The 21,807-nt window shown below is 71.2% G+C and carries 16 protein-coding genes, 5 tRNA genes and 1 riboswitch; of the genes, 12 read left to right on the top strand and 9 right to left on the bottom strand.

The window, feature by feature from the left end; genetic code table 11:
• Positions 1–5: 5 nt before the first annotated feature.
• From IAG44_RS21790 to IAG44_RS21810, 5 genes are all read right to left on the bottom strand, one after another.
• Complete coding sequence (locus IAG44_RS21790; protein WP_246561960.1) at positions 6–1,628, bottom strand: hypothetical protein; 1,623 nt, start codon at positions 1,626–1,628, stop codon at positions 6–8.
• Positions 1,629–1,692: 64 nt separating this feature from the next.
• A tRNA-Phe gene (locus IAG44_RS21795) sits at positions 1,693–1,766 on the bottom strand.
• A 27-nt stretch (positions 1,767–1,793) separates the two neighbouring features.
• Positions 1,794–1,868: transfer RNA gene (locus IAG44_RS21800), tRNA-Asp, on the bottom strand.
• Positions 1,869–1,904: 36 nt separating this feature from the next.
• A tRNA-Glu gene (locus IAG44_RS21805) sits at positions 1,905–1,977 on the bottom strand.
• A gap of 81 nt (positions 1,978–2,058) precedes the next feature.
• A complete protein-coding gene (locus IAG44_RS21810; RefSeq protein ID WP_187748754.1) occupies positions 2,059–3,492 on the bottom strand; it encodes a metallophosphoesterase family protein in 1,434 nt (477 codons plus the stop codon).
• Between the two features lie 85 nt (positions 3,493–3,577).
• Here IAG44_RS21810 and IAG44_RS21815 point away from each other — a divergent pair, with 85 nt between their 5' ends.
• The 5 genes from IAG44_RS21815 (at position 3,578) to IAG44_RS21835 (ending at position 8,578) form a co-directional block, all read left to right on the top strand.
• Positions 3,578–3,928: a metallopeptidase family protein gene (locus IAG44_RS21815; protein ID WP_055723322.1), complete on the top strand. Its 351-nt coding sequence runs from the start codon at positions 3,578–3,580 to the stop codon at positions 3,926–3,928.
• Positions 3,929–3,995: 67 nt separating this feature from the next.
• The gene (locus tag IAG44_RS21820) at positions 3,996–4,481 is read left to right on the top strand and encodes a hypothetical protein (protein WP_187748755.1); all 486 of its coding nucleotides are present in this window, start codon (positions 3,996–3,998) and stop codon (positions 4,479–4,481) included.
• A gap of 200 nt (positions 4,482–4,681) precedes the next feature.
• The gene (locus IAG44_RS21825; RefSeq protein WP_187748756.1) at positions 4,682–6,781 is read left to right on the top strand and encodes a DEAD/DEAH box helicase; all 2,100 of its coding nucleotides are present in this window, start codon (positions 4,682–4,684) and stop codon (positions 6,779–6,781) included.
• Positions 6,782–6,897: 116 nt separating this feature from the next.
• Positions 6,898–8,415 carry an amino acid permease gene (locus IAG44_RS21830; RefSeq protein WP_187748757.1) on the top strand — a complete coding sequence of 506 codons (1,518 nt, stop codon included), beginning with the start codon at positions 6,898–6,900 and terminating at the stop codon, positions 8,413–8,415.
• Positions 8,416–8,505: 90 nt separating this feature from the next.
• A tRNA-Lys gene (locus IAG44_RS21835) sits at positions 8,506–8,578 on the top strand.
• A 283-nt stretch (positions 8,579–8,861) separates the two neighbouring features.
• Here the strand turns inward: IAG44_RS21835 and sigJ are convergent.
• A complete protein-coding gene (sigJ, locus tag IAG44_RS21840; protein ID WP_187748758.1) occupies positions 8,862–9,758 on the bottom strand; it encodes an RNA polymerase sigma factor SigJ in 897 nt (298 codons plus the stop codon).
• A 132-nt stretch (positions 9,759–9,890) separates the two neighbouring features.
• Between sigJ and IAG44_RS21845 the strand changes: the two genes are divergently transcribed.
• Both IAG44_RS21845 and IAG44_RS21850 read left to right on the top strand, forming a co-directional pair.
• Positions 9,891–10,949, top strand: a complete 1,059-nt coding sequence (locus IAG44_RS21845) for an LUD domain-containing protein (RefSeq protein WP_187748759.1) — start codon at positions 9,891–9,893, stop codon at positions 10,947–10,949.
• A 242-nt stretch (positions 10,950–11,191) separates the two neighbouring features.
• A complete protein-coding gene (locus tag IAG44_RS21850; RefSeq protein WP_246561961.1) occupies positions 11,192–11,848 on the top strand; it encodes a hypothetical protein in 657 nt (218 codons plus the stop codon).
• Between the two features lie 102 nt (positions 11,849–11,950).
• Here the strand turns inward: IAG44_RS21850 and IAG44_RS21855 are convergent, their stop codons facing one another.
• Positions 11,951–12,580, bottom strand: a complete 630-nt coding sequence (locus tag IAG44_RS21855; RefSeq protein WP_187748760.1) for a GTP cyclohydrolase II — start codon at positions 12,578–12,580, stop codon at positions 11,951–11,953.
• Between the two features lie 135 nt (positions 12,581–12,715).
• Positions 12,716–13,231 carry a MarR family winged helix-turn-helix transcriptional regulator gene (locus IAG44_RS21860; protein WP_187748761.1) on the bottom strand — a complete coding sequence of 172 codons (516 nt, stop codon included), beginning with the start codon at positions 13,229–13,231 and terminating at the stop codon, positions 12,716–12,718.
• Between the two features lie 58 nt (positions 13,232–13,289).
• On the opposite strand from IAG44_RS21860, the gene IAG44_RS21865 reads away from it, so the two are divergent.
• The 5 genes from IAG44_RS21865 (at position 13,290) to IAG44_RS21885 (ending at position 18,262) form a co-directional block, all read left to right on the top strand.
• Complete coding sequence (locus IAG44_RS21865) at positions 13,290–14,396, top strand: dihydrofolate reductase family protein (RefSeq protein ID WP_187748762.1); 1,107 nt, start codon at positions 13,290–13,292, stop codon at positions 14,394–14,396.
• Between the two features lie 74 nt (positions 14,397–14,470).
• Positions 14,471–15,685, top strand: coding sequence for an alginate lyase family protein (locus tag IAG44_RS21870; RefSeq protein ID WP_425508463.1), 1,215 nt, complete (start codon positions 14,471–14,473; stop codon positions 15,683–15,685).
• Positions 15,686–15,747: 62 nt separating this feature from the next.
• Positions 15,748–15,821 (top strand) — tRNA-Met (locus tag IAG44_RS21875).
• A gap of 242 nt (positions 15,822–16,063) precedes the next feature.
• Positions 16,064–16,221, top strand: a riboswitch (cyclic di-AMP (ydaO/yuaA leader).
• A 9-nt stretch (positions 16,222–16,230) separates the two neighbouring features.
• Entirely contained in the window at positions 16,231–17,229 is a 999-nt protein-coding gene (locus IAG44_RS21880) for a M23 family metallopeptidase (RefSeq protein ID WP_187748763.1), read from the top strand.
• Between the two features lie 85 nt (positions 17,230–17,314).
• Entirely contained in the window at positions 17,315–18,262 is a 948-nt protein-coding gene (locus tag IAG44_RS21885; protein ID WP_187748764.1) for an aldo/keto reductase, read from the top strand.
• 2,151 nt (positions 18,263–20,413) lie between these two features.
• Here the strand turns inward: IAG44_RS21885 and IAG44_RS21890 are convergent.
• A complete protein-coding gene (locus tag IAG44_RS21890) occupies positions 20,414–21,733 on the bottom strand; it encodes a PrsW family intramembrane metalloprotease (protein ID WP_246561962.1) in 1,320 nt (439 codons plus the stop codon).
• Positions 21,734–21,807 lie beyond the last annotated feature (74 nt).

The following is a 21,807-nucleotide window of genomic DNA, read 5'->3' on the forward strand; positions in this document are numbered from 1 at the left end:
GTCCGTCAGCGGACGTCCACGTAGTCCTCGGTCCCGGCTCCCACGAAATGCCGGTAGTCGGGTTCGAGGAAGACCGGCACCCAGGTGCCGTCCTGCTGGGCCCGGAACCCCTTGCTGAACGAGCCGTTCGTCCTGTTCGAGGTGACCGTCGCCATCAGATACCAGGTCTTCTTGCCCTGGGGCCGGAAGAGGATCTGCACCTTCCGTGAGCCGTACGCCTTCCACGCGGCGCCGGGCGCGCGTTCCTGGAGGACACCCCTGACGGTGATCGTGCGCCCCTTGCGCACCGGCTCCGGCGACGCGTCGGCGTTCGCGATCCGCGTGTCCACGCGGTTGCGGCGCAGGACGGCGCTCGTGGTGCCCCTGATGTCCTTCGCGGTGGAGCCCGCGTAGGACAGCCGCCAGTAGCCGTCCGTGTAGCCGGGCAGGTCCTTCACCCAGAACTGGGAGTCGAACGACGTCCGCACGGTCTTCTGGGTGCGCCAGCCGGTCTTGCCGTTCGGCGAGTACTGGACGGCGACGTCGACCGGGCCGTCGAAGTGGTTGCCGACGGGGCGCAGGATGCCGCTCATCTCCAGCCGCGCGTACTCGTCGATCCGTGCGGTGAACTCCGTGAACCGGCTCGTCGAGGTGACCGCCACGCGGACGTCGGCGGTCGCCGTCTGCTGGATCCAGGGGTTGCGCGGGTAGTACGGGAAGCGGACCTGGTAGACGGCGGTGGCGTAGCCGTACTGGGAGAAGACGAAGCGGCCGTTCGGGTCCGTGGTCGCCTCGGACGGGTGCGAGACGCTGCTGTCTTTGTAGTCCATCTCGACGGGGACACCGGCCAGGGGCTTCCAGGTCGTGCCGCTTTGGTACTCGGCCTTGCCGGTGACGGTGTACGACTGGTTGGCGACGGGGTGGAAGCTGTTCCTGTCGAGGATGATGCGGGTGGGGGCCTGTTGGGGGTCGACGTTGACGCTGGGGGCATCGGCGTAGCCCAGGTCGCCCTGGTAGGTGGCCCAGAACCAGGTGTCGCCCGGGACCTCACTGGTTCGGGAGAACCGGCCCGCCTCGTCCGTGACCAGAGTGAACGTCCCCTGGCCCGATTTGACGTCCACGGAGGCGTCCGGGAACGGGACCGTCTCCCGGCTCCTGGGATCGCGGACGACCATGCCGCCGCTGACCGTGACGCGCTTGTCCTCGATGGTCGGCGCGGACGGGGTCGCGGTGAAGTCCGTGAACACCGGCTGCTTCGCGTAGTGCAGGGTCCCGGCGTTCTTCTTGACCGTCGTCTCGCCCGCCGAGTTCGTCGCCTCGACGTCGATCGTGTAGTCCCCCAGCGTCTCCAGATGCACCGGCGGCGACGACCAGACGCCCTCCCACTGGCTGACCCAGTACGTCTCCTTGAACTCGGTGACGGTCGCCACCGGCGCATCGCCCTCCGCGCTGCCCACGGGACGAAGACTCGCCTTGACCTTCTCGATCTCCCCACCGAAGTTCAGCCGCACATCGACGACCGACCAGTCGGTGGAGTGACTGCGCGCCTCCATGACCGTCGGTCCCGCCGCGTACGCCGTCCCCGGCAGCCCGATCCCGGCCAGCAGAACGGCACCGGCTGTCAGCAGCCCCTGGCTGATACGTCTCAAGAAACCCCCCTAGGTTCCGGATACAACAACACCCCCACCGGTTACCCGGTGAGGGTGTGTGCTGTGGCTGGGGCCGGGGTCGAACCGGCGACCTACCGCTTTTCAGGCGGTCGCTCGTACCAACTGAGCTACCCAGCCGAGGAGAACCAGCGAGTGGAACTCCAGCGGTCCTGACGGGATTTGAACCCGCGGCCTCCACCTTGACAGGGTGGCGAGCACTCCAAACTGCTCCACAGGACCTTGCGTTGTGCGAACAGTGTCGCACAGGGTGTTGCGTGCCCCCAACGGGATTCGAACCCGTGCTACCGCCTTGAAAGGGCGGCGTCCTAGGCCGCTAGACGATGAGGGCTATCGGCCCGCCTGGGCGCTTTGTCAGCGCGTCGGGGACGTCTGAAGCATAGGGGATGGCTGGAGGGATCGCCAAAACGGATTACGAGGGGGAGGGGGACGGGGGCGCCCCGGGCTTGTTCTCCTCGGCGAGGTGGCGGCTCACCTCGGCCGTGGTCTCGCCGAGCCCGCCGAGCTTGATCTCGTCCCACGCCTGGAGCCGGCGGCTGTCGCGGTCGAAGTAGAGGATGGACGCCTCGATGGGGTCGGGGTACTTGCCCTCGACGGCGCGGAGGCCGCTTCCGCCGGTGGAGCCTTCGACGCGCAGCCGGGTGCCGTTCTTCATGACCTCGGTCTGCCGGTGGTGGAGGTGTCCGGAGAGGACGAGGGGAACCGTCCCGTCGACTTCCCGCGCGGCGTCCGGCTCGTGGACGACCGCCACATCGGCCGGCGGCCCGAGCCGCAGCGCGCCCGCGAGCCGTCGCCCGGCGGCTTCCTGGACCCCCTCCTCGCGCGCCGCGGACCGGTCCGGCGTGAACTGGGGGTCGCCGATCCCGGCGAAGCGCAGCCCGGCGAGGGTGACGCTCCGCCCGTCGTCGAGGACGTGGACGCCCCGCATCCGGGCGAGGTACCGCTGGGTGACGAGGGAGTCGTGGTTGCCGCGGACCCAGACGTACGGCGCCCCGAGGTCGGCGATGGGGTCGAGGAACCCGTTCTCGGCGGCCGACCCGTGGTCCATCGTGTCGCCGGAGTCGACGATGACGTCCACGTCGTACTGCTCGACCAGCGAGGCGACGATTTTCCAGCTCGCGGGGTTGAGGTGGATGTCGGAGACGTGCAGGACGCGCACGGTCGTCGGGTCGGGCCGGTAGACGGGCAGCGTCGAGGTGACGTCGTACAGCTTGGTCACGTTCGTCACGAGGCGGGCGAGTTCCTGCTGGTAGACGTCGAACTCGGTGACGATGCTGCGGGCGTCGCCGACGAGGGAGGGGGCGGAGGACAGGAGCCCGGAGAAGCGGGGTTCGAGGACCGACTCCGGTTTCCAGGTGGCGAACGCGGTGGCGCCGGACGCGGTGAGCAGGGACAGCGCGAGGCCCCCGGCCAGCAGCGCCCGGCGCGGCCGGCGGTACACCGCGAGCCCGAGCGCCGTCGCCCCCGTCACGACCGCCGCGTAGGAGCGGACCACGAGGTCGAGCGCGCCGTGCGAGACGTCGCGGGCGACCTCGTCCTGGAGCCCGGAGAGCCGTTCGGGGTGGTCGACGAGGGCCTGGGAGCGGACGGGGTCGAGCTGGTCGACGTTGACGTCGAGGCGGACCGGCGCGGTGTGGGTGTCGAGGGCGAGCGCGCCGAGCGGCGAGACGTTGATCTTCGTGCCGCCGTCGATCGAGGGCCGCAGCGTCATCGTCGTGTCCATCGGGCCGACCGAGGTGCGGACGTTTCCGACGATCAGCAGGCCCAGCCAGGCGCCGACGAGGACGACGGCGACCATGCCGAGGGCGCCGCGCCAGCGGATCAGGGACTCCTGCAGACGGGACATTGCTGCCGTATGCCCCGGTGCGCGCACGGGTATGCGGACACAACAGGGACCGGCACAGGGCTCCGGCGTACCTGACAATGGGCGTGTGCTGGAGATGACGCGCGAGGAGTTCGAGGAACTGGTCGCCGAAGCGCTCGACCGGATCCCCCCGGAGCTGACGCGGCTCATGGACAACGTGGCGGTGTTCGTCGAGGACGAACCACCCGCCGACGACCCGGAGTTGCTGGGCCTGTACGAGGGGACGCCGCTGACGGACCGGGGCGAGTGGTACGCGGGCGTCCTGCCCGACCGGATCACCATCTACCGGGGTCCGACCCTGCGGATGTGCGAGACGCGGGAGGAGGTCGTCGCGGAGACCGAGGTGACCGTCGTCCACGAGATCGCGCACCACTTCGGCATCGACGACGAGCGGCTGCACGCGCTGGGCTACGGCTGAGCGCGTGTCCTCTTACGGGCGGCGGGAGTTGGAGGGGTGACTTCTTCCCCCTCACCCGGAGGCTCCCGTGCGCTCCTGTTCCGTTTCCGTCCGGCTGGCCGCCTCGCTGCTGGCCGTCGCCGCCGCCTCCGGCTGCATGAGTGTCGGGGACGACGGCGCGGGCGCCGGTGCCGTGAAGCCGTCCCGGTCGGCGGGCGGGCCGGGTGGCGTCGCGCCGGACGGCGGCAAGGCGGGCTCGGGCCGGTACGTGGACGGTCCGGCGCGCGAGGGCGACGGCAAGGGCCCGCACGACGGGCACGCGGACGGCACCGGCGAGCCGTCCGCGTCGCCGTCCGCGTCGGTCTCGGCGGGCGCGTCGCCGTCGGCGCCCGCCCCTAAGCCGGGGGGCGGTGGGCCGGGGCCGGGGAAGCCGGTGCCGACGCGTTCGCCGGTGCCGCAGGAGCCGCAGCCGTCGCCGGAGCAGCCGACGCCGCCGGTGGAGTCGCCGTCGCCCTCGCCGGAGCCGTCGCAGCCCGAGCCGTCGCCGTCCGCACAGGAGCCGGCACCCAGCTGACCTGCGCGGTTTGCCTAGTGGGGGGTGAGGTGCGTATGGTGGTAGATCGTTTGATCCCATTTGCCCGGCGCCAACGCAGAGCGCGCCGTGTGGCGCGTACTCTCCTTTGCCGTGGCGGACCGCATAGAGGCGGTCGTAGTGCAGAAATCACGGAGTTGACGGGCGCGTGCCGACGAGACTCCGGAAGGTTTCGCATACGCATGTCCATTTCCAGTTCTGATCAGGTCGTCGAGTCGGTCGTCGAGTCCGAGGAGTTCGTCTCGGACGAGGCCGTCGAGGTCTCCGAAGACACCACCCCCGAGATCACCTTCGCCGACCTCGGTCTCCCCGAGGGTGTCGTGCGCAAGCTCGCGCAGAACGGCGTCACCACCCCCTTCCCGATCCAGGCCGCGACCATCCCGGACGCGCTCGCGGGCAAGGACATCCTGGGCCGGGGCCGCACCGGCTCCGGCAAGACCCTCTCCTTCGGCCTGCCGACGCTGGCGCGTCTCGCCGGCGGCCAGACCGAGAAGAAGCGCCCCCGCGCCGTCATCCTCACCCCGACCCGTGAGCTGGCGATGCAGGTCGCGGACGCGCTCCAGCCCTACGGCGACGTCGTCGGCCTGAAGATGAAGGTCGTCTGCGGCGGTACGTCGATGGGTAACCAGATCTACGCCCTGGAGCGTGGCGTCGACATCCTCGTCGCCACCCCGGGCCGGCTGCGCGACATCATCAACCGGGGCGCCTGCTCCCTGGAGGACGTCGAGGTCGCCGTCCTCGACGAGGCCGACCAGATGTCCGACCTGGGCTTCCTGCCCGAGGTCACCGAGCTGCTCGACCAGGTCCCGGCGGGCGGCCAGCGGATGCTGTTCTCCGCGACGATGGAGAACGAGATCTCCACGCTGGTCAAGCGCTACCTCGTCGACCCGGTCTCGCACGAGGTCGACGCGGCGCAGGGCGCGGTGACGACCATGTCGCACCACATCCTCATCGTGAAGCCCAAGGACAAGGCGCCGGTCACCGCCGCGATCGCCTCCCGCAAGGGCCGCACGATCATCTTCGTCCGCACCCAGCTCGGCGCCGACCGCGTCGCGGAGCAGCTGCGCGAGTCCGGTGTGAAGGCGGACGCGCTGCACGGCGGCATGACCCAGGGCGCGCGCACCCGCACGCTGGCCGACTTCAAGGACGGGTACGTCAACGTCCTGGTCGCCACGGACGTCGCCGCGCGCGGTATCCACGTCGACGGCATCGACCTCGTCCTGAACGTGGACCCGGCCGGCGACCACAAGGACTACCTGCACCGGGCGGGCCGCACCGCTCGCGCGGGGCGCACCGGGACCGTCGTCTCGCTGTCCCTGCCGCACCAGCGGCGCCAGATCTTCCGGCTGATGGAGGACGCGGGCGTCGACGCCGGGCGGCACATCATCCAGGGCGGGTCGGCGTTCGAGCCGGAGGTCGCGGAGATCACCGGCGCGCGGTCGATGACCGAGGTGCAGGCGGAGTCCGCGGGCAACGCGGCCCAGCAGGCCGAGCGTGAGGTCGCCCAGCTCACCAAGCAGCTGGAGCGGGCGCAGAAGCGGGCCGCCGAGCTGCGTGACGAGGCCGACCGGCTCGTCGCCCGGGTCGCGCGCGACCGTGGCGAGGACCCGGAGGCCGCCGTCGCCGAGGCGCAGGAGCAGGCCGTCGCCGAGGTCGCCGCCGCTGTCCAGGAGGCGGCTGCCGCCGAGGCGCGGGACGCGCGGCGTGAGCGTGAGCGGGACGACCGTGGTGGGCGCGGGTTCGAGCGCCGGGACGACCGGGGTGACCGTGGCGGGTTCCGCCGGGACCGTGAGGACCGTCCGTTCAACCGTGACCGCCGTGACGACCGCCGTGACGACCGGGGTGGCCGTGGGTTCGAGCGCCGCGAGGGCGGTTTCGAGCGCCGGGACAACGACCGTGGCTTCGAGCGGCGTGACAATGACCGTGGCGGGTTCCGTCGCGACCGCGAGGACCGTCCGTTCAACCGTGACCGCCGTGACGACCGCGGTGGGCGTGGGTTCGAGCGTCGGGACAACGAGCGCGGTGGGTTCGAGCGCCGGGACAACGACCGTGGGTTCGAGCGGCGCGACGACCGGGGCGACCGGGGTGGCTTCCGCCGGGACGACCGTGGTGGTCACCGGGGCAGCGACCGTCCGTTCAACCGTGACCGGCGTGACGACCGTCCGGGCTTCCGCTCCGGCGGGCACGACCGGCCGTACGGGCGTCGTGACGACCACCGGGGTGCCGGTTCCGGCTCGTCCTTCCGTCGTGACGACAAGCCGCGCTGGAAGCGCAACGGCTGAGTGAACGTCTGAATGTCTGAAGGGCCCTCTCGTTTCGGCGAGGGGGCCCTTTTCGTGCGCGCTTCTTGGCCACTTGTGACGCATGTCACGTGCGATGCCAGGGCATTGCATGTGACATGACAGATGACGCGATATCCGCCGAGCGCACCTCGGAACTCACCGGTGACGAGGAGCGGTTGGCGCAGCTCGGCTACACGCAGGTCCTCGCCCGCCGTATGTCGGCGTTCTCCAACTACGCGGTGTCCTTCACGATCATCTCGGTGCTGTCGGGCTGTCTCACCCTCTACGCGTTCGGCATGAACACGGGAGGTCCGGCCGTCATCACCTGGGGCTGGGTCGCCGTCGGTCTCATGACCCTCTTCGTCGGCCTCTCGATGGCCGAGATCTGCTCGGCGTACCCCACCTCGGCGGGCCTCTACTTCTGGGCGCACCGCCTCGCGCCGGCGCGGTCGGCCGCGGCCTGGGCCTGGTTCACGGGGTGGTTCAACGTCCTGGGCCAGATCGCCGTCACCGCCGGTGTCGACTTCGGTGCCGCGTCCTTCCTGGGGGCCTATCTCAACCTGCAGTTCGGGTTCGAGGTGACGCCGGGGCGGACGATCCTGCTCTTCGCGGGGATCCTGCTGCTGCACGGGCTGCTCAACACGTTCGGCGTGCGCATCGTCGCGTTCCTCAACAGCGTCAGCGTCTGGTGGCACGTCCTCGGGGTCGCCGTCATCGTCGGCGCGCTCACCTTCGCGCCGGACCACCATCAGTCGGCGTCCTTCGTGTTCGGGGAGTTCGTCAACAACACGGGGTGGGGGAGCGGGGTGTACGTCGTCGCGCTGGGGCTGCTGATGGCGCAGTACACGTTCACCGGGTACGACGCCTCGGCGCACATGACCGAGGAGACGCACGACGCGTCCACCGCCGGGCCGCGGGGCATCGTCCGGGCCATCTGGACGTCCTGGATCGCCGGGTTCGTGCTGCTGCTCGGGTTCACCTTCGCCATCCAGGGGTACGACGCCCAGCTGGGCTCCGAGACCGGGGTGCCGCCCGCGCAGATCCTCCTCGACGCGCTCGGGGCGACCGCCGGGAAGCTGCTCCTGCTCGTCGTCATCGGCGCGCAGTTGTTCTGCGGGATGGCGTCCGTGACCGCCAACTCCCGCATGATCTACGCCTTCTCGCGGGACGGCGCGCTGCCGTTCTCCCGGCTCTGGCGCACCGTCAGCCCCCGGACCCGGACGCCCGTCGCCGCCGTCTGGCTCGCGGCGGGCGGTGCGCTGGTCCTCGGCTTGCCGTACCTCATCAACGAGACGGCGTACGCGGCGGTGACCTCCATCGCCGTCATCGGGCTCTACATCGCGTACGTCATCCCGACGTTCCTGCGGGTGCGCAAGGGCGCCGACTTCGACCGGGGCCCCTGGCATCTCGGCCGCTGGTCCGGCGTCATCGGCGCGGTCTCCGTCACCTGGGTCCTCGCCATCACCGTCCTCTTCATGCTCCCCCAGGTCTCCCCCGTCACCTGGGAGACCTTCAACTACGCCCCCGTCGCCGTCCTCGTCGTCCTCGGCTTCGCCGCGACCTGGTGGCTGACCTCCGCCCGCCACTGGTTCCTCAACCCCGACCACACCCCCCAGGAATCCGCCGATCTCTGACCATTCCGCCCCCGGACACGGCCGTGTCCCCCCTACCCGATCGGCGACACGGCCCCGGGCGGCTATGCTCGGGGTGGCAACATCAGCCTCGGGCCGTTAGCTCAATTGGCAGAGCAGTGGACTTTTAATCCATTGGTTGTGGGTTCGAGTCCCACACGGCCTACCGAAGGCGGGCGAGGAACCCCATCGCCCCGCCGTGAAGCGCCCCGACCGGGTTCGACTGGTCGGGGCGCTTTGGTGTTCGCTCGGGAAGTCCGGCTGGACGGGCCGGCTGGAAGCGGCCCGGCCCGGGGCGGCGATTCTTGTCCACTCCAGCGGCAAGGCGCATCTTCCCGGCTGCTGGCACATCGTCCCGGCCGATGTCCGGCCGCCTGTCTACGGATGGGTGCTTGATTCGCCGCCCGGGGAATGGCGCCGCTGATGCGACGCAGTAGGGGGCGGCCTTCCTAGTGCGCCGTCCGCTGCTGCCACGGCCCCAGTTTCTGGGGGTTGCGGATGGCCCAGATGTGGTGGATGCGGCCGGCGGTGATGTCGAAGGCGTAGACCGTGGCGACGGTGCCGTGCTGGTGGGCGAGGAGGCCGGGGAGGCCGTTGACGGGGTGTTCCTCGAAGGTGGTGAAGTGGCCGGCGTGGTGGATGATCTCGGCGTAGGCGTGGGCGATGTGGTGGGCGCCGATGAGGGGGGCGAGGTGGGTGACGGCGAGGCCGCCGCCGTCGGCTGTCGCGGTGGCGGCGGGGTCGAGGAGGGTGATCAGGGTGGTGATGTCCTTCGCCTCCCAGGCGAGCCTGAAGCGGCGGATCGTCGACGCCTGTTCGGCGGACGGGGGAGCGGGGGCGCGGGACGTGCGGATGCGGCGGCGGGCCGAGGTGGCGAGTTGGCGGCAGGCCGCGGGGGTGCGGCCGACGATCTCGGCGACCTCGGCGAAGGGGTAGCGGAAGACGTCGTGCAGGACGAACGCGACGCGCTCCGCCGGCGTCATCGTGTCGAGGACGACGAGGAAGGCCATCGTCACCGACTCGTCGAGGGTGATGCGGTCGGCCGGGTCGGCGTCGGGCGTGGGCTCGGGCAGGGGTTCCGGGAGCCACGCGCCCACGTACGTCTCCCTGCGCGCCCGTGCCGAGCCGAGCAGGTTGAGGCAGATGCGGCTCGCGACGGTCGTCAGCCACGCGCCGGGGGACTCGACGGCGTCCTGCTGCTGCCGTGACAGGGCGTACCAGCGGGCGTACGTCTCCTGGACGACGTCCTCCGCGTCGGCGAGCGAACCGAGCAGGCGGTAGCCGAGGTTGAGCAGTTTCCGCCGCTCGCTCATGATCGCGCCGAGGTCCGTTTCGTCCGTCGCCATGGTCTTCCCCGTTCGTCCGTGAGCCCTCTCCCCACTTACGACACCGCGGGGCGCCGGATTGTGAGGGCGCCGGCTCACATTTCGCGGGGCCGCTCTGTCGTACCGGTGAGGACACCTACGGACGGAGACACCATGAACGACTTCCAGGCCGTCGCTGACCGGGTCGAGATCGAGGCCCTGCGCGCGGAGTTCACCGACGCGGCGATGATGCGCGACCGGGCCCGGCTCGCCGCGCTCTTCCTTCCCGACGGGGTGCTGCGGATGCCCAACATCCCCGTCGAGCAGGTCGGGCGCGCGGAAATCCTCGCCGGGGGTGAACTGCTGCAACGCCAGTGGGACTTCTTCGTCCAGAACACCCACCCCGGGACCGTCGTCCTCGACGGGGACACCGCCACCGGGCGGGCCTACATCCACGAGATCGCCCGTGCGCTCGACGGACGTCAGGGCATCAACTACGCCGTCTACCACGACCGTTACCAGCGCACCGAGGAGGGCTGGAGGTTCGCCGAGCGGGAGTACGAGGTGCGGTATCTGGACACGTCGCCGTTGACGGGAGCGGCGCCGGAGACGGACGACGGTGGTCCCGACTTCGGCGCCCCCGCGTCGGACGCCCGGCTGGAGCGGACGGCAACTGCCCTGCGCGGGAACGGTTTCGACGTCGAGATCCTGGACGACGTCGCGGCCGCGCGGGCCCGTGTGAAGGAGTTGCTGCCCGAGGGTGCGGGGGTGCTCACCGGCGCGAGTGAGACGCTGCGGCTGTCCGGGATCGACGAGGACATCAACGCCACCGGCCGCTACGACGCCGTCAGGCCCCGGCTCCTCGCCCTCGACCGCGCCGCCCAGGGCGACGAGTTCCGTCGGCTCCTCGCGAGCCCCGACTACGTCGTCAACAGCGTTGCCGCCGTCACCGAGACCGGCTCCCTCGTCCTCGCGTCCGGCAGCGGCAGCCAGCTCCCGGCCAACGCGGGCGGCGCCGGCCACCGCGTCTGGATCATCGGCGCCCAGAAGGTCGTCCCCGACCTCCCGACGGCCCTCCGCCGCGTCGAGGAACACGCCCTCCCCCTGGAGAACGTCCGCGCCCGGGCCGCCTACGGCCAGGACAGCGCCGTCAACCGCCTGCTCATCCTCAACGCGGAGCCGCAGGCGGGGCGGGGGCGGGTGCTGCTGCTGAGGGAGGCGGTCGGGTACTGAGCGGGGGCGTCGGCGTGTCCCACCTGGGCTGGTGCTGTGAGCGTGTGGCGGCTCAAGTCCCTTCTGGTTGACCGGAATTCAGGCACTCTCCGGCGCTTTCCGGCCAAAGTCTGAGGTCTCTCTGAGGTTTTCCCGTCCCCTGGTGCCCAACAATCACAGGCAGGCGGCAACGGCGTGTGCATGCCATCCGCCTGTGACCAAGCGATTGACCAAGCGACCAGCTTCATCGAAACGGGGGACCCATGAGAAACGTGCTGACGCGCACCGCGCTGCCCGTCCTGACCGCCGCGACCGTCCTGTTGACGGCGTCCGGGGCGGGTGCCGCGGCGGCGGACGACGAGCCCGTACCGGCCGACGGTACGAAGATCGTCATGAACGACGGGACGGTCGTCGGTGCCGACGGCGAGACCGACTTCGCGTTCGAGGGGGACGAGCCGGAGGAGAGGCCGTCGAAGTCCCCGTTCGGTTCCGTCTGCCCCGAGGTGAACCAGCCGGCCACGTACACCGTGAAGGGGAAGCCGTACTTCCTGGTCGACAAGGACGAGCCGCAGTCGACGTGGCTCCTGCCCCGGCAGTCGGTGAAGTGGGAGGTGTCGGGCTCCCACACCTTCACGTTCGACGTCACCGGCGGGTACGAGGCGGAGGCCAAGATCATCGTGGCGAAGGCCAAGGTGAAGATCGACGTCAAGGTCGGCAACTCGTGGACGTGGACCGGGTCCCAGACGGTCACCGACACGAACAGCACCAGCAAGGCGTACCGCGCCGTTCTCGGCCAGGTGGGCTGGAAGCTGACCTCGGTGAAGACCTGGTATGCGCCGCCGTGCGTCAAGAAGACCAAGACCATCGTCGTGAAGGCCCCGCGCAAGGGCGACATGTCGATCGGCCGCCAGAAGTCGTGATCCCGGCAGGGCACGCCTGACGCCCTGGACCTCGAAAGCCGGCACCTCCGTGAAGGGGGTGCCGGCTTTGGCGTGAACGGGGCGCGGGACCCGGAGGGAGGCTCAGCCCGCGTTCAGCTCCGCCAGCGGCAGCGTGTGGCTGGTCTGGAGGACCTTCGCGCGGAGGTAGCGGACGTTGTGGGGGGTCGTGAAGACGCCGGTGGGGACGCGGTTGTGGATGGTGAGGCCGAGGGTGCGGAGTTGTTCGGCCTTGTCGGGGTTGTTGGAGAGGAGGTCGAAGCCGGAGATGTCGAGGGCGGTCAGCATCTGGGCCGCCGCCGTGTAGTCGCGGCCGTCCTCGGGGAGCCCGAGCGCCTTGTTCGCCTCGTACGTGTCGAGGCCCTGGTCCTGGAGGGCGTACGCGTCGAGCTTGTTGTAGAGGCCGATGCCCCGGCCCTCCTGACGGAGGTAGAGGAGGACGCCGCCGGTTTCGGCGATGCGCTCGACGGCCTCGCGGAGCTGGGGGCCGCAGTCGCAGCGGGCGGAGCCGAAGACGTCGCCGGTGAGGCATTCGGAGTGGAGGCGGACGAGGGGCGTGCGGGTGCCGGGGTCGCCGAGGACGACGGCGATGTGCTCCTGGCCGTCGGCGAGGCCGTGGAAGGTGACGATCTCGGCGTCGACGCCGTAGCCGTCGGCGAAGCGCAGCGGGACCCGGACACGGGAGCGCGGCGTGGCGGCGGGGAAGTCGGTCATGCGGGTCTCCGGGGTCCGGTGCGGGTGCCATGACTATCTGCTTCAGTTTTGAAGCAGGTGACGGGTCCCGACCCTACTCCTCGTTTTAAAGTTGAAGCAACAGGTTTGTGATGCATGCCCTGTGACGGCAGAGGCTCAGCCCTCGCACCCCGCCCCCGACGACCTCCGCCGCCACGGCACGTCCTCCCCGCCCCCCTGCTGCCCCTCCAGCGCCCCGGCGATCCGCCGGCTGATCTCCTCCAGCTGGCCCACCTGCTCCGGCGTGAGCTGGTCGAAGACCGCCGAGCGGACCGTCTCGACGTGGCCCGGCGCGATCCGCTCCAGGATGGCCAGCCCCTCGTCGGTGAGCGCGGCGATGCTCCCCCGCTTGTCCCACCGGCACTGCTCGCGCCGGACCAGACCGTCCTTTTCCAGCCGAGTCACGGCATACGTCAGACGGCTGCGCGTGATCTTCGTACGCTCGGCGAGGTCGGTCATCCGCAACTGGCGCTCGGGCTCCTCGGAGAGGTTCGCGAGGATCGAGTAGTACAGGTGCGGCATACCGGCGTCCTGCTGGAGCTGCCGGTCGAGCGTGTCCTCGAGGAGGAAGACCGCTGAGATGTACGCGCGCCACGCACGCATCTCGTCGGGGTTGAGCCAGCGGGTCGTCATACGACCAGTGTAAGTTTGTTTCAAACTTGAACCAAGATCCCCGGGGGAGACCGCGCCGATGCCCTACCCGTACGTCCTCCTCTCCGCCGCCGTCTCCCTCGACGGCTACCTCGACGACACCGGCAAGGACCGCCTGCTGCTGTCCAGCCCGGCGGACTTCGACCGCGTCGACGAGGTGCGCGCGTCCGTGGACGCGATCCTCATCGGCGCCGGCACCATCCGCGCCGACAACCCGCGCCTCCTGGTCAACTCCCCCGACCGCCGCGCCGCCCGCCGCGCCGAGGGCCGCCCCGAGTACCCCCTCAAGGTCACGGTCACCGCCTCCGGCGACCTCGACCCCGACGCCAACTTCTGGCACACCGGCGACAAGAAGCTCGTCTACACGACGGACGGCGGAGCGGCCCGCGCCCGCACGGCCGTCCGGGACACCGCCGACGTCGTCCCCCTCGGCCCCGAGCTGGACTGGCACCGCCTCCTCGCCGACCTGCACGCGCGCGGCGTCCGGCGGCTGATGGTCGAGGGCGGCGGCACCATCCACACCCAGCTCCTCCAGCGCGGCCTCGCGGACGAACTTCAGCTGGTGCTGGCCCCGCTGTTCGTCGGCGACCCCAAGGCACCCCGGCTCTTCGGCCCCGGCACGTACGAGCCGGGCCGCCTCACCCTCGTCGACACCCGGCAGATCGAGGACGTGGTCCTGATGACGTACCGCCCCGCCGTCACCCCCGCCGACCACCACTGGCTCTCCCTCGCCTGCGACCTCGCCGCGCTGTGTCCGCCCTCGGAGACGGCCTTCAGCGTCGGCGCGGTGGTCGTCGCGGCCGACGGGACGGAGATCGCGCGCGGGCACTCGCGCGAGGGCGACGACACCGTCGTCCACGCGGAGGAGGCGGCCCTCGCCAAGCTGGACCCGGCGGACCCGCGGCTCGCCGGGGCGACGGTGTACTCCAGCCTGGAACCCTGCGCGCGCCGCGCCTCCCGCCCGGCGCCCTGCGCGCGGCTCATCCTCGACGCCGGGGTGCGGCGGGTCGTCACGGCGTGGATCGAACCGGACACCTTCGTCCAGGACGCGGACGGCAACGGGCTGCTGAGGGACGCGGGGGTGGAGGTGCTGCTGTTGGACGAGTACGAGGGACGGGCGAAGGCGCCGAACGGGCACCTGCTCTGATCAGCCGGGGGAGCCCTGACCCGCCCGGCCCACCCCAACCTGCGCACCACCCCGGTCCGGGCCACGCTGCCCACATGAGGTCAGCCAAACCCGTACTCGCCGCCGCCCTGCTGCTCGCGCTCGCCGCCTGCTCCACCACCACCCCCGAACCCCGCCGGATGGCCCGCGCCCTCCCCCCGGAGGCGTCGTTCACGCACCCGGGGGTGCTGGTGGCCAGGACGCAGCTGGACGCCGTCCGGGAGAAGGTGCACGCCGGTGAACAGCCGTGGCTGGGCGCCTACTTGGACATGAGGGACAGCAAGTACGGCTCGTACAAGTACGCCCCGGAGCCGTACGAGAGCGTCGACTGCCCCGGCGGCGACCAGCCGAACCGCCCCGCGCACGGCTGCGTGGAGGAGCGCCAGGACGCGATCGCCGCCTACACCCAGGCCCTCCTGTTCAGCGTGACCGGCAAGCCGCGGCACGCCGAGAAGGCGCGGGAGATCATGGACGCCTGGTCGGCGCGGATCAGACGGCACACCGAGGACGACGCCGGGCTCCAGACCGCGTGGGCGGGCTCGACGTGGGCGAGGGCGGCGGAGATCGTCCGGCACACGCCCGGCGGGGGCTGGCCCGAGGACCGGGTGCTGCGGTTCGAGGCGATGCTGCGCGACGCCTACCTCCCGGCCGTCACCCGGGAGGTCCCGGACTACAACGGCAACTGGGACCTCGCGATGACGGACGCGGCCATCGGCATCGGCGTCTTCACCAACGACCACAAGGTCTTCGACCAGGCCCTGAGCCGCTTCCGGGCCCGCGTCCCCGCCTACTTCTACCTGGAGAAGGACGGCCGCATCCCGATCGCCCCCGCGAAGGCGGGCCTGGACGACCCGGCGAAGCTCACCGCGTACTGGTTCGGGCAGACGACGTTCAAGGACGGCGTCTCCCAGGAGACCTGCCGCAACTTCAAGCACGCCGGCTACTCCCTGGCCGCCGCCGCCCACATCGCGGAGACGGCGTGGCACCAGGGCGTCGACCTGTACGGCGAGACCAAGGACCGGCTGAAGGCGGCGGCCGAGCTGCACGCCCGCTACCAGGCGGGCGAGAAGGCCCCGGCGTGGCTGTGCGGCGGGAAGGTCGACCGCAACATGGGCCCCGACCTGGAGGTCCTGGTCAACCACCTGGAGGGCCGGCTCGGCGAGTCCGTCCCGGCGGCGCACCGGCTCGTGGAGCGGCACCGGCCCGCCGGCACGGACGACCTGTTCGTGGCCTGGGAGACCCTGACGCACGCCCGTAACCCGGGGGTATGACGGGGGTAGGACGGAACCGGTTTGGAGTTCCACTCGGCGTATGCCTATAGTTATCTCACCGACGCGGGGTGGAGCAGCTCGGTAGCTCGCTGGGCTCATAACCCAGAGGTCGCAGGTTCAAATCCTGTCCCCGCTACTGAAAAAGGACCGGGATCCTGGAAACAGGGTCCCGGTCCTTTTGTTGTCCCCGGCGGTCACTCTGCGTATCGCGAGGTTCGCATCACCGCCCCAACTCGCCCGTTTTTCCCTACCGTTGACCCGAAAATTCCGGGCCAGAAATGTTTGTCGATCAAGAGGAACAGCTTGGAAACGGGTACTCGGGTCGATTAACGTTCGATAACGCAGCACGGTTGTTCCAGCCGTCATCAGGGGCGGCTCCGTGCGCACGCGCCGAATCCCGTAAGGGAACCGGGGAACCACCACCTTGGGGTGAATCACGCGGACGCCACCGCTCACGAGCGGCCGGTTTACGCGCGTAGGAGACCTTCCCGCTCCGAACCCGTCAGCTAACCCGGTAGGCGGCGGAAGGAAAGGAGTGCGCCCGCGTGGCGAACCGGACTGCCCCAGAAGCCCCTGCCCAGCCGACCTTCGGGTTCGGCGGCTACCGCGTCGAGGAAGAGGGCCCCTGGGAGGAGTGGAACCCGACGGCCGACTCCGTCCCGGCCAAGGGCAAGCACCGGGTCGCCAGGCAGCGCGCCGGAGCCGGCGGCGGATTCGCCCGTAGCTCCACGGTCCTCGGCGTCGGCGTCATAGCCGCCGTCAGCGCGGGCGGCATGGCCAGCGCCAACACGGGCAACGCGCCCGTCTCCATCTCCGTCGACGACATCCCCGGCGTCGGCTCCCTCGTCTCCGACGACGACGACCGGACGCCCGAGGCCACGCCGATCGCCAGCATCGTCAGCGAGGCCGGGCAGGAGTCCGCCGACGCCGCCGAGGCGCTGCGCAACCGGATCATCGCGCAGGCCGAGTCGCAGGCGACGCAGGCCGAGCAGCAGGCGAAGGTGGCCGCGCAGCGCGCCGAGGCCGACGCCGCCGCGAAGGCCGCCAAGGCCGCGCAGGCCAACGTCGAAGAGGCCAAGGAAGAGGCCGACGCCGCCGCCAAGCGCAAGGCCGAGGAGGCGCGGCTCGCCGAGCTGGCCAAGCAGTACGCGCTGCCGACGTCCTCGTACACCATCACCTCGACGTTCGGGCAGTCCGGGGCGCTCTGGTCGTCCGGGTACCACACCGGGCTCGACTTCGCGGCGCCCACCGGCACGCTCCTCAAGGCTGTCCACAGCGGGACCATCATCGAGGCCGGGTACGCCGGGTCCTACGGCTACCTCACGAAGCTCAAGCTGGATGACGGCACCGAGATCTGGTACGCCCACCAGTCGTCCATCAGCGTCAGCGTCGGCCAGCGGGTCGGGACCGGGGACGTCATCGGGCGGGTCGGGGCGACGGGGAACGTGACCGGGGCGCACCTGCACCTGGAGGTCCACGTCAACGGGTCCGGGAGCGGGATCGACCCGGCGGCTTGGCTGCGGAGCAAGGGCCTGACGATCTGAGGGTGCTCGGACGGGCTCTTCGCGTGGTGAGTTCTTTGCGTGACGGGCGGAATTCGTGGGTCCGGGGCCGGTGTTGACGTAGATCATGACTACTCTGCGCCCGCTCGGCTCCTCCGACCTCGAAGTCTTCCCCCTCGCCCTCGGCGGTAACGTCTTCGGCTGGACCGCCGACGAGGAGACCTCCTTCGCCGTCCTCGACGCGTACACCGCGGCGGGCGGCAACTTCGTCGACACCGCTGACGTCTACTCGGCCTGGGTCGAGGGCAACAGCGGTGGCGAGTCCGAGACGATCATCGGCAAGTGGCTCGCCTCGCGCGGCAACCGGGACGACGTCGTCATCGCGACCAAGGTCAGCCAGCACCCCGAGTTCCAGGGGCTGTCCGCGGACACGATCAAAGCGGCGGCGGACGCGTCCCTGAAGCGCCTCGGTACCGACCACATCGACCTCTACTACACGCACTTCGACAAGCCCGAGACGCCGGTCGAGGAGATCCTGGGCGCGCTCGACGAGTTGGTGCGGGCGGGCAAGGTGCGGCACATCGCCGCCTCCAACATCTCCCCCGAGCGGCTTCGCGAGTTCCTCGACTTCTCCGACCGCGAAGGGCTCGCCCGGTACGTCGCCGTCCAGCCCCACTACAACCTCGTCTCCCGCGACACGTACGAGGGGCCCCTCCAGGACGTCGTCTCCCACACCGGCCTCGCCGCCGTCCCCTACTTCGCCCTCGCCTCCGGCTTCCTCACCGGCAAGTACCGCCCCGGCACGACCGTCTCGGGCGCCCGTGCCGCCGGCGGCGCCGGCAAGCACCTCGACACCGAGCGGGGCCGCAAGGTCCTCGCCGCCCTCGACGAAATCGCCGCCGCGCACGACGCCGAGGTCGCCACCGTCGCCCTCGCCTGGCTCGCGGCCCAGCCGACCATCACGGCGCCGATCGCTTCCGCCCGCACGGTCGCCCAACTCCCCGCCCTGCTCGCGGTGGGAGAGCTGGAACTGACGGAGGCGGAGATCGGGAGGCTGACGGAGGCTTCGGCGTAAGGGGCAGCGGGGCGGGGGCTTCGGCGTAAGGGGGGAGCAGGGGGGGCTTCGGCGTGCGGGGGAGCAGACGGGGGCTTCGATCACGTCCCGGTGAGTGGTGTACCGGCGTGGAGCCGGCGACTGGGTGGCGTCCCGCCAAGTGGTGCAGCCGCTCGGCTGTCACGGCTTCGCAGGTCGCGGCCGAGTTCCGCCCGTCGGTCCAGGGCCGGGCGGCCCCCGCCGCGCCGACCGGCTCACGCGGCGGCGCGGGCTTCGGCCGAGCCGGCGATCGCGGGGCGCTCGGCGAGCGCGCTCCGGAGGGCTCTACACCACTCGGCGGGACGCCACCGGGGCTTCGGCGCCGGGCCGCGCTTCAAGGGGGCCCGGTCCCGGTGGTGTCCCGCCGGGTGGTGTGACTGTGCGGGGCCGTCGGCCTCCGCCCGGAGCCGAGGCGGCTGCCGCAGGCACGCCTGCCCAGCCGCGACGCGTGCCGTTCACCGGCATCAGCGCGCCGATGCGATCCGCCGGCCCCAGCCGGCCGCCCTGCCGAGCCACCGGTTCCACGCCGGTACGCCAGCGGGACATCACCCCGGTCCCTTCGTCGGCTTCGGCGCCGGGATTCGGCTCAGAGGGGGGCGCGGCTGAGGGGTGAGGGCGCGTGGCTCATGAGCCGGTGCCGGGCATGGCTCCTGGCGGCTTCGGCGCCTCGCTGCGGAGTTCAGGGAGTGGGGGCGCGCTTCGTGAACCGGTGCCGGGGCATCGCTTTCGGTGGCTTGGACGCCGGGTTGCGGCGCACGGGGGCGTCGAGGTGAGGGCCACGGCGGTTCGCGGGGCGGTGTCCCGGGGTGGGCTCGCCGGGGCGGCGTCGGGGGCTCGGGGGTGCCCGCCTTGCGTGGTTCGGGGCGTTGCAGGGGGCGGGGCCGTGGGCCGGGGGTGGACGGGTACGTCATGCCGGGCGCGGTTTCTGATGCTCTGGGCCCGGCGCATTTACGACCGGTTCGCGCTGGGGGCGTGCGGTCGGGAGGGGCCTCGACGCCGGGGGATTGGGCACGGGAGCCTCGTCCGTATCTGTGGCCGGAGGCCGGTTGAGGGTGCGGGCGTCGGTGCTCGGGGGCGGTTGCTTGGGCCGTCTTCGGCCACTGGGCCTCCGTCCCGCTCCGGGCCTGGCTCCTGCGGCGTCGCGCCTCGGGTCCTGGGGCGCGGCTCTGTCTTCTCGGCCCGGTCCTGGTCAGGGCCCTTCGGCTCTGTTCCCCTCCGGCGCTGACCTCTCAGGATCTGGTCCCGGGCCTTGGGCCCCCGGCTCTGTGTCCCCGCGCTGATGTCCCCAGCTCCGGCCTGCTCCGCGCCTGGCCTGCTCCGTTCCGGCCTGCTTCGTTCCGGCCTGCTCCGTTCCGGCCTGCTCCGCGCCTGGCCTGCTCCGTTCCGGCCTGCTCCGTTCCGGCCTGCTTCGTTCCGGCCTGCTCCGTTCCGGCCTGCTCCGCGCCTGGCCTGCTCCGTTCCGGCCTGCTTCGTTCCGGCCTGCTTCGTTCCGGCCTGCTCCGCGCCTGGCCTGCTTCGTTCCGGCCTGCTTCGTTCCGGCCTGCTTCGTTCCGGCCTGCTTCGTTCCGGCCTGCTTCGTTCCGGCCTGCTCCGCGCCTGGCCTGCTCCGCGCCTGGCCTGTTCCGTTCCGGCCTGCTTCGTTCCGGCCTGCTTCGTTCCGGCCTGCTTCGTTCCGGCCCACTCCGCGCCTGGCCGCTTCTCGCTCCGGGCCCTTTCCGACGTCGGCTCCTGCCGTGGCCCCGTCCGGTTCAGGTTTCTTTCCGGTCCGGCCCCGACCGGGACGGTTCCCCCACTCCGGCCTCTCTCCCGGCGCGGCTTGGCCTGCGGCGTTTACCGCCTGGCTCTCTGCTCGGCTCGCCCTTGTGCCCGCCCCCCCCGCATACCCCGTCCCCGGCCTCCTCCAGCCCGGCTCTTCGCTCGGGCTCGACCTGACTCTCTCCCCGGCCTCTTCGGCTCCGGCCCCTCCAGACTCGGTCCTGCCGCTCCCGCGCGGCTCGGTTCTTGCTCTCGGCCCAGCCCGTCTCCGGCCATGCGACCTTCTCGCTCCGGCCCCTCCCGGTCTGGCTGTTTGCCCAGCCGGCATCACTCCGCCTGCTCCAGCCCCTCGCAGCTCAGCCCGTCTCCGGCCCGCCCCTACGCCCGGTACCCCCCGTACTGCGGGGGATATGGCCCCGTCGGTAGGCCGTAGGCCGGGGGGTGTTGCCAGGTGGGGTGGGGGTGCCAGGGGAAGGGGGCTGGGGTGGGGGGAGTGGTGGTGTGGGCCGCGTATTCGAGGGCGGGGCGGGTGGTGGGGCGGAGGGTCCAGAGGGTGGTGAGGAGGTGGTGTTCGAGGGTGACGAAATCCGTGGGGGCGTGGCCGAGGCGGCCTCGGCGGCGGAGTTGGGCGAGGGCGGTGGCGGTGGAGGTGTACTCCGCGAGGGTCTTCGCGGCCGGTTTGCCGAGGTAGTGCGTCGCGTACTCGCGGGCGACGCGGCGAGCCCGCATGGAGGAGAGGGCGAAGGGCTCGGCGGGGGAGAGCCAGCCGGCGGCGACGTATACGGGCAGCTCTTCGCGGAGTTGCCGCAGGCCACGTCGGCGGGTCCAGAGGACGAGCCAGGTCAGCAGCCCGAACACCGGCACCATGAAGACGCCGTAGACGACGAAGAACCCGAGCGGACCGAAGTGCGCGGAGCCGTTCCACAGGGAGTGCATCCCCATCGCGAGGACCAGCCCGGTGAGGGGGAGCAGGACCCGGCGGGCGCGCCGGCGTTCGGGCGTGAGCGCGGAGAGTCCGAAGCCGATGCCCGTGAACACCGTGAACAGGGGATGCGCGAACGGCGACATGATCACCCGCACGAAGAACGTCGCCGCCGTCACCGACGCGACCCCGCCGTCCCCGGACAACTGGTCCGTCCCGAACGCCGAGCCCAGATAGAGGATGTTCTCGGTGAACGCGAACCCCGCCGCCGTGGTCCCCGCGATGACGACGCCGTCCACCAGCCCCGTGAACTGCCGCCTGCGGAACAGGAAGACGAGCAGGACGGCGGCGGCCTTGGCCGTCTCCTCGACGACCGGCGCTATCAGCGTCGCGCCGAGCGTGTCCGCGCCGTCCGGATCGGCCGTCGTGTTCGCTATCCACTGTGTCGTGAACGTGTTCGCGAGGATCGCGATCAGCGTCGCCGCGCAGGCGCCCCACGCGAACGCGAAGACCATGTTCCGCCAGGGCGCGGGGTCCGTCCGGTCCAGCCACCTGAACGCGGTGACGAGGATCGGGACCGGGAAGACGGCCAGCCCGAGCCCCACCAACAGGCCCTGCGTGCCGGTCTGTTCACGGACGAGCGCCAGGATGATCACGCCGGAGACCGCGAGGAGGGCGATCAGGGCGGTGTAGCGGACGGCGGGGCGTTTCCACCAGCGGGGGCGCAGCTCTTGGGGGTGTGGGGCGGGCGGGGGCGGCACGGCACTGGTCGACACGTCATTGACCCTAACGAGGGAACGGCTCCGCCGCGACGGGCCGAACGCCGGTGCGCGAGGGTGCCGTTCGCCGG

The organism is Streptomyces roseirectus (assembly GCF_014489635.1).
Taxonomy (GTDB): Bacteria; Actinomycetota; Actinomycetes; order Streptomycetales; family Streptomycetaceae; genus Streptomyces; species Streptomyces roseirectus.

Coding starts and splice junctions, on each gene's coding strand:
- sigJ (WP_187748758.1), bottom strand. CDS start 9,758: ATGGCGACGGACGAAACGGACCTCGGCGCGATCATGAGCGAGCGGCGG.
- IAG44_RS21850 (WP_246561961.1), top strand. CDS start 11,192: ATGAGAAACGTGCTGACGCGCACCGCGCTGCCCGTCCTGACCGCCGCG.
- IAG44_RS21855 (WP_187748760.1), bottom strand. CDS start 12,580: ATGACCGACTTCCCCGCCGCCACGCCGCGCTCCCGTGTCCGGGTCCCG.
- IAG44_RS21830 (WP_187748757.1), top strand. CDS start 6,898: ATGACAGATGACGCGATATCCGCCGAGCGCACCTCGGAACTCACCGGT.
- IAG44_RS21825 (WP_187748756.1), top strand. CDS start 4,682: ATGTCCATTTCCAGTTCTGATCAGGTCGTCGAGTCGGTCGTCGAGTCC.
- IAG44_RS21810 (WP_187748754.1), bottom strand. CDS start 3,492: ATGTCCCGTCTGCAGGAGTCCCTGATCCGCTGGCGCGGCGCCCTCGGC.
- IAG44_RS21860 (WP_187748761.1), bottom strand. CDS start 13,231: ATGACGACCCGCTGGCTCAACCCCGACGAGATGCGTGCGTGGCGCGCG.
- IAG44_RS21870 (WP_425508463.1), top strand. CDS start 14,471: ATGAGGTCAGCCAAACCCGTACTCGCCGCCGCCCTGCTGCTCGCGCTC.
- IAG44_RS21865 (WP_187748762.1), top strand. CDS start 13,290: ATGCCCTACCCGTACGTCCTCCTCTCCGCCGCCGTCTCCCTCGACGGC.
- IAG44_RS21885 (WP_187748764.1), top strand. CDS start 17,315: ATGACTACTCTGCGCCCGCTCGGCTCCTCCGACCTCGAAGTCTTCCCC.
- IAG44_RS21845 (WP_187748759.1), top strand. CDS start 9,891: ATGAACGACTTCCAGGCCGTCGCTGACCGGGTCGAGATCGAGGCCCTG.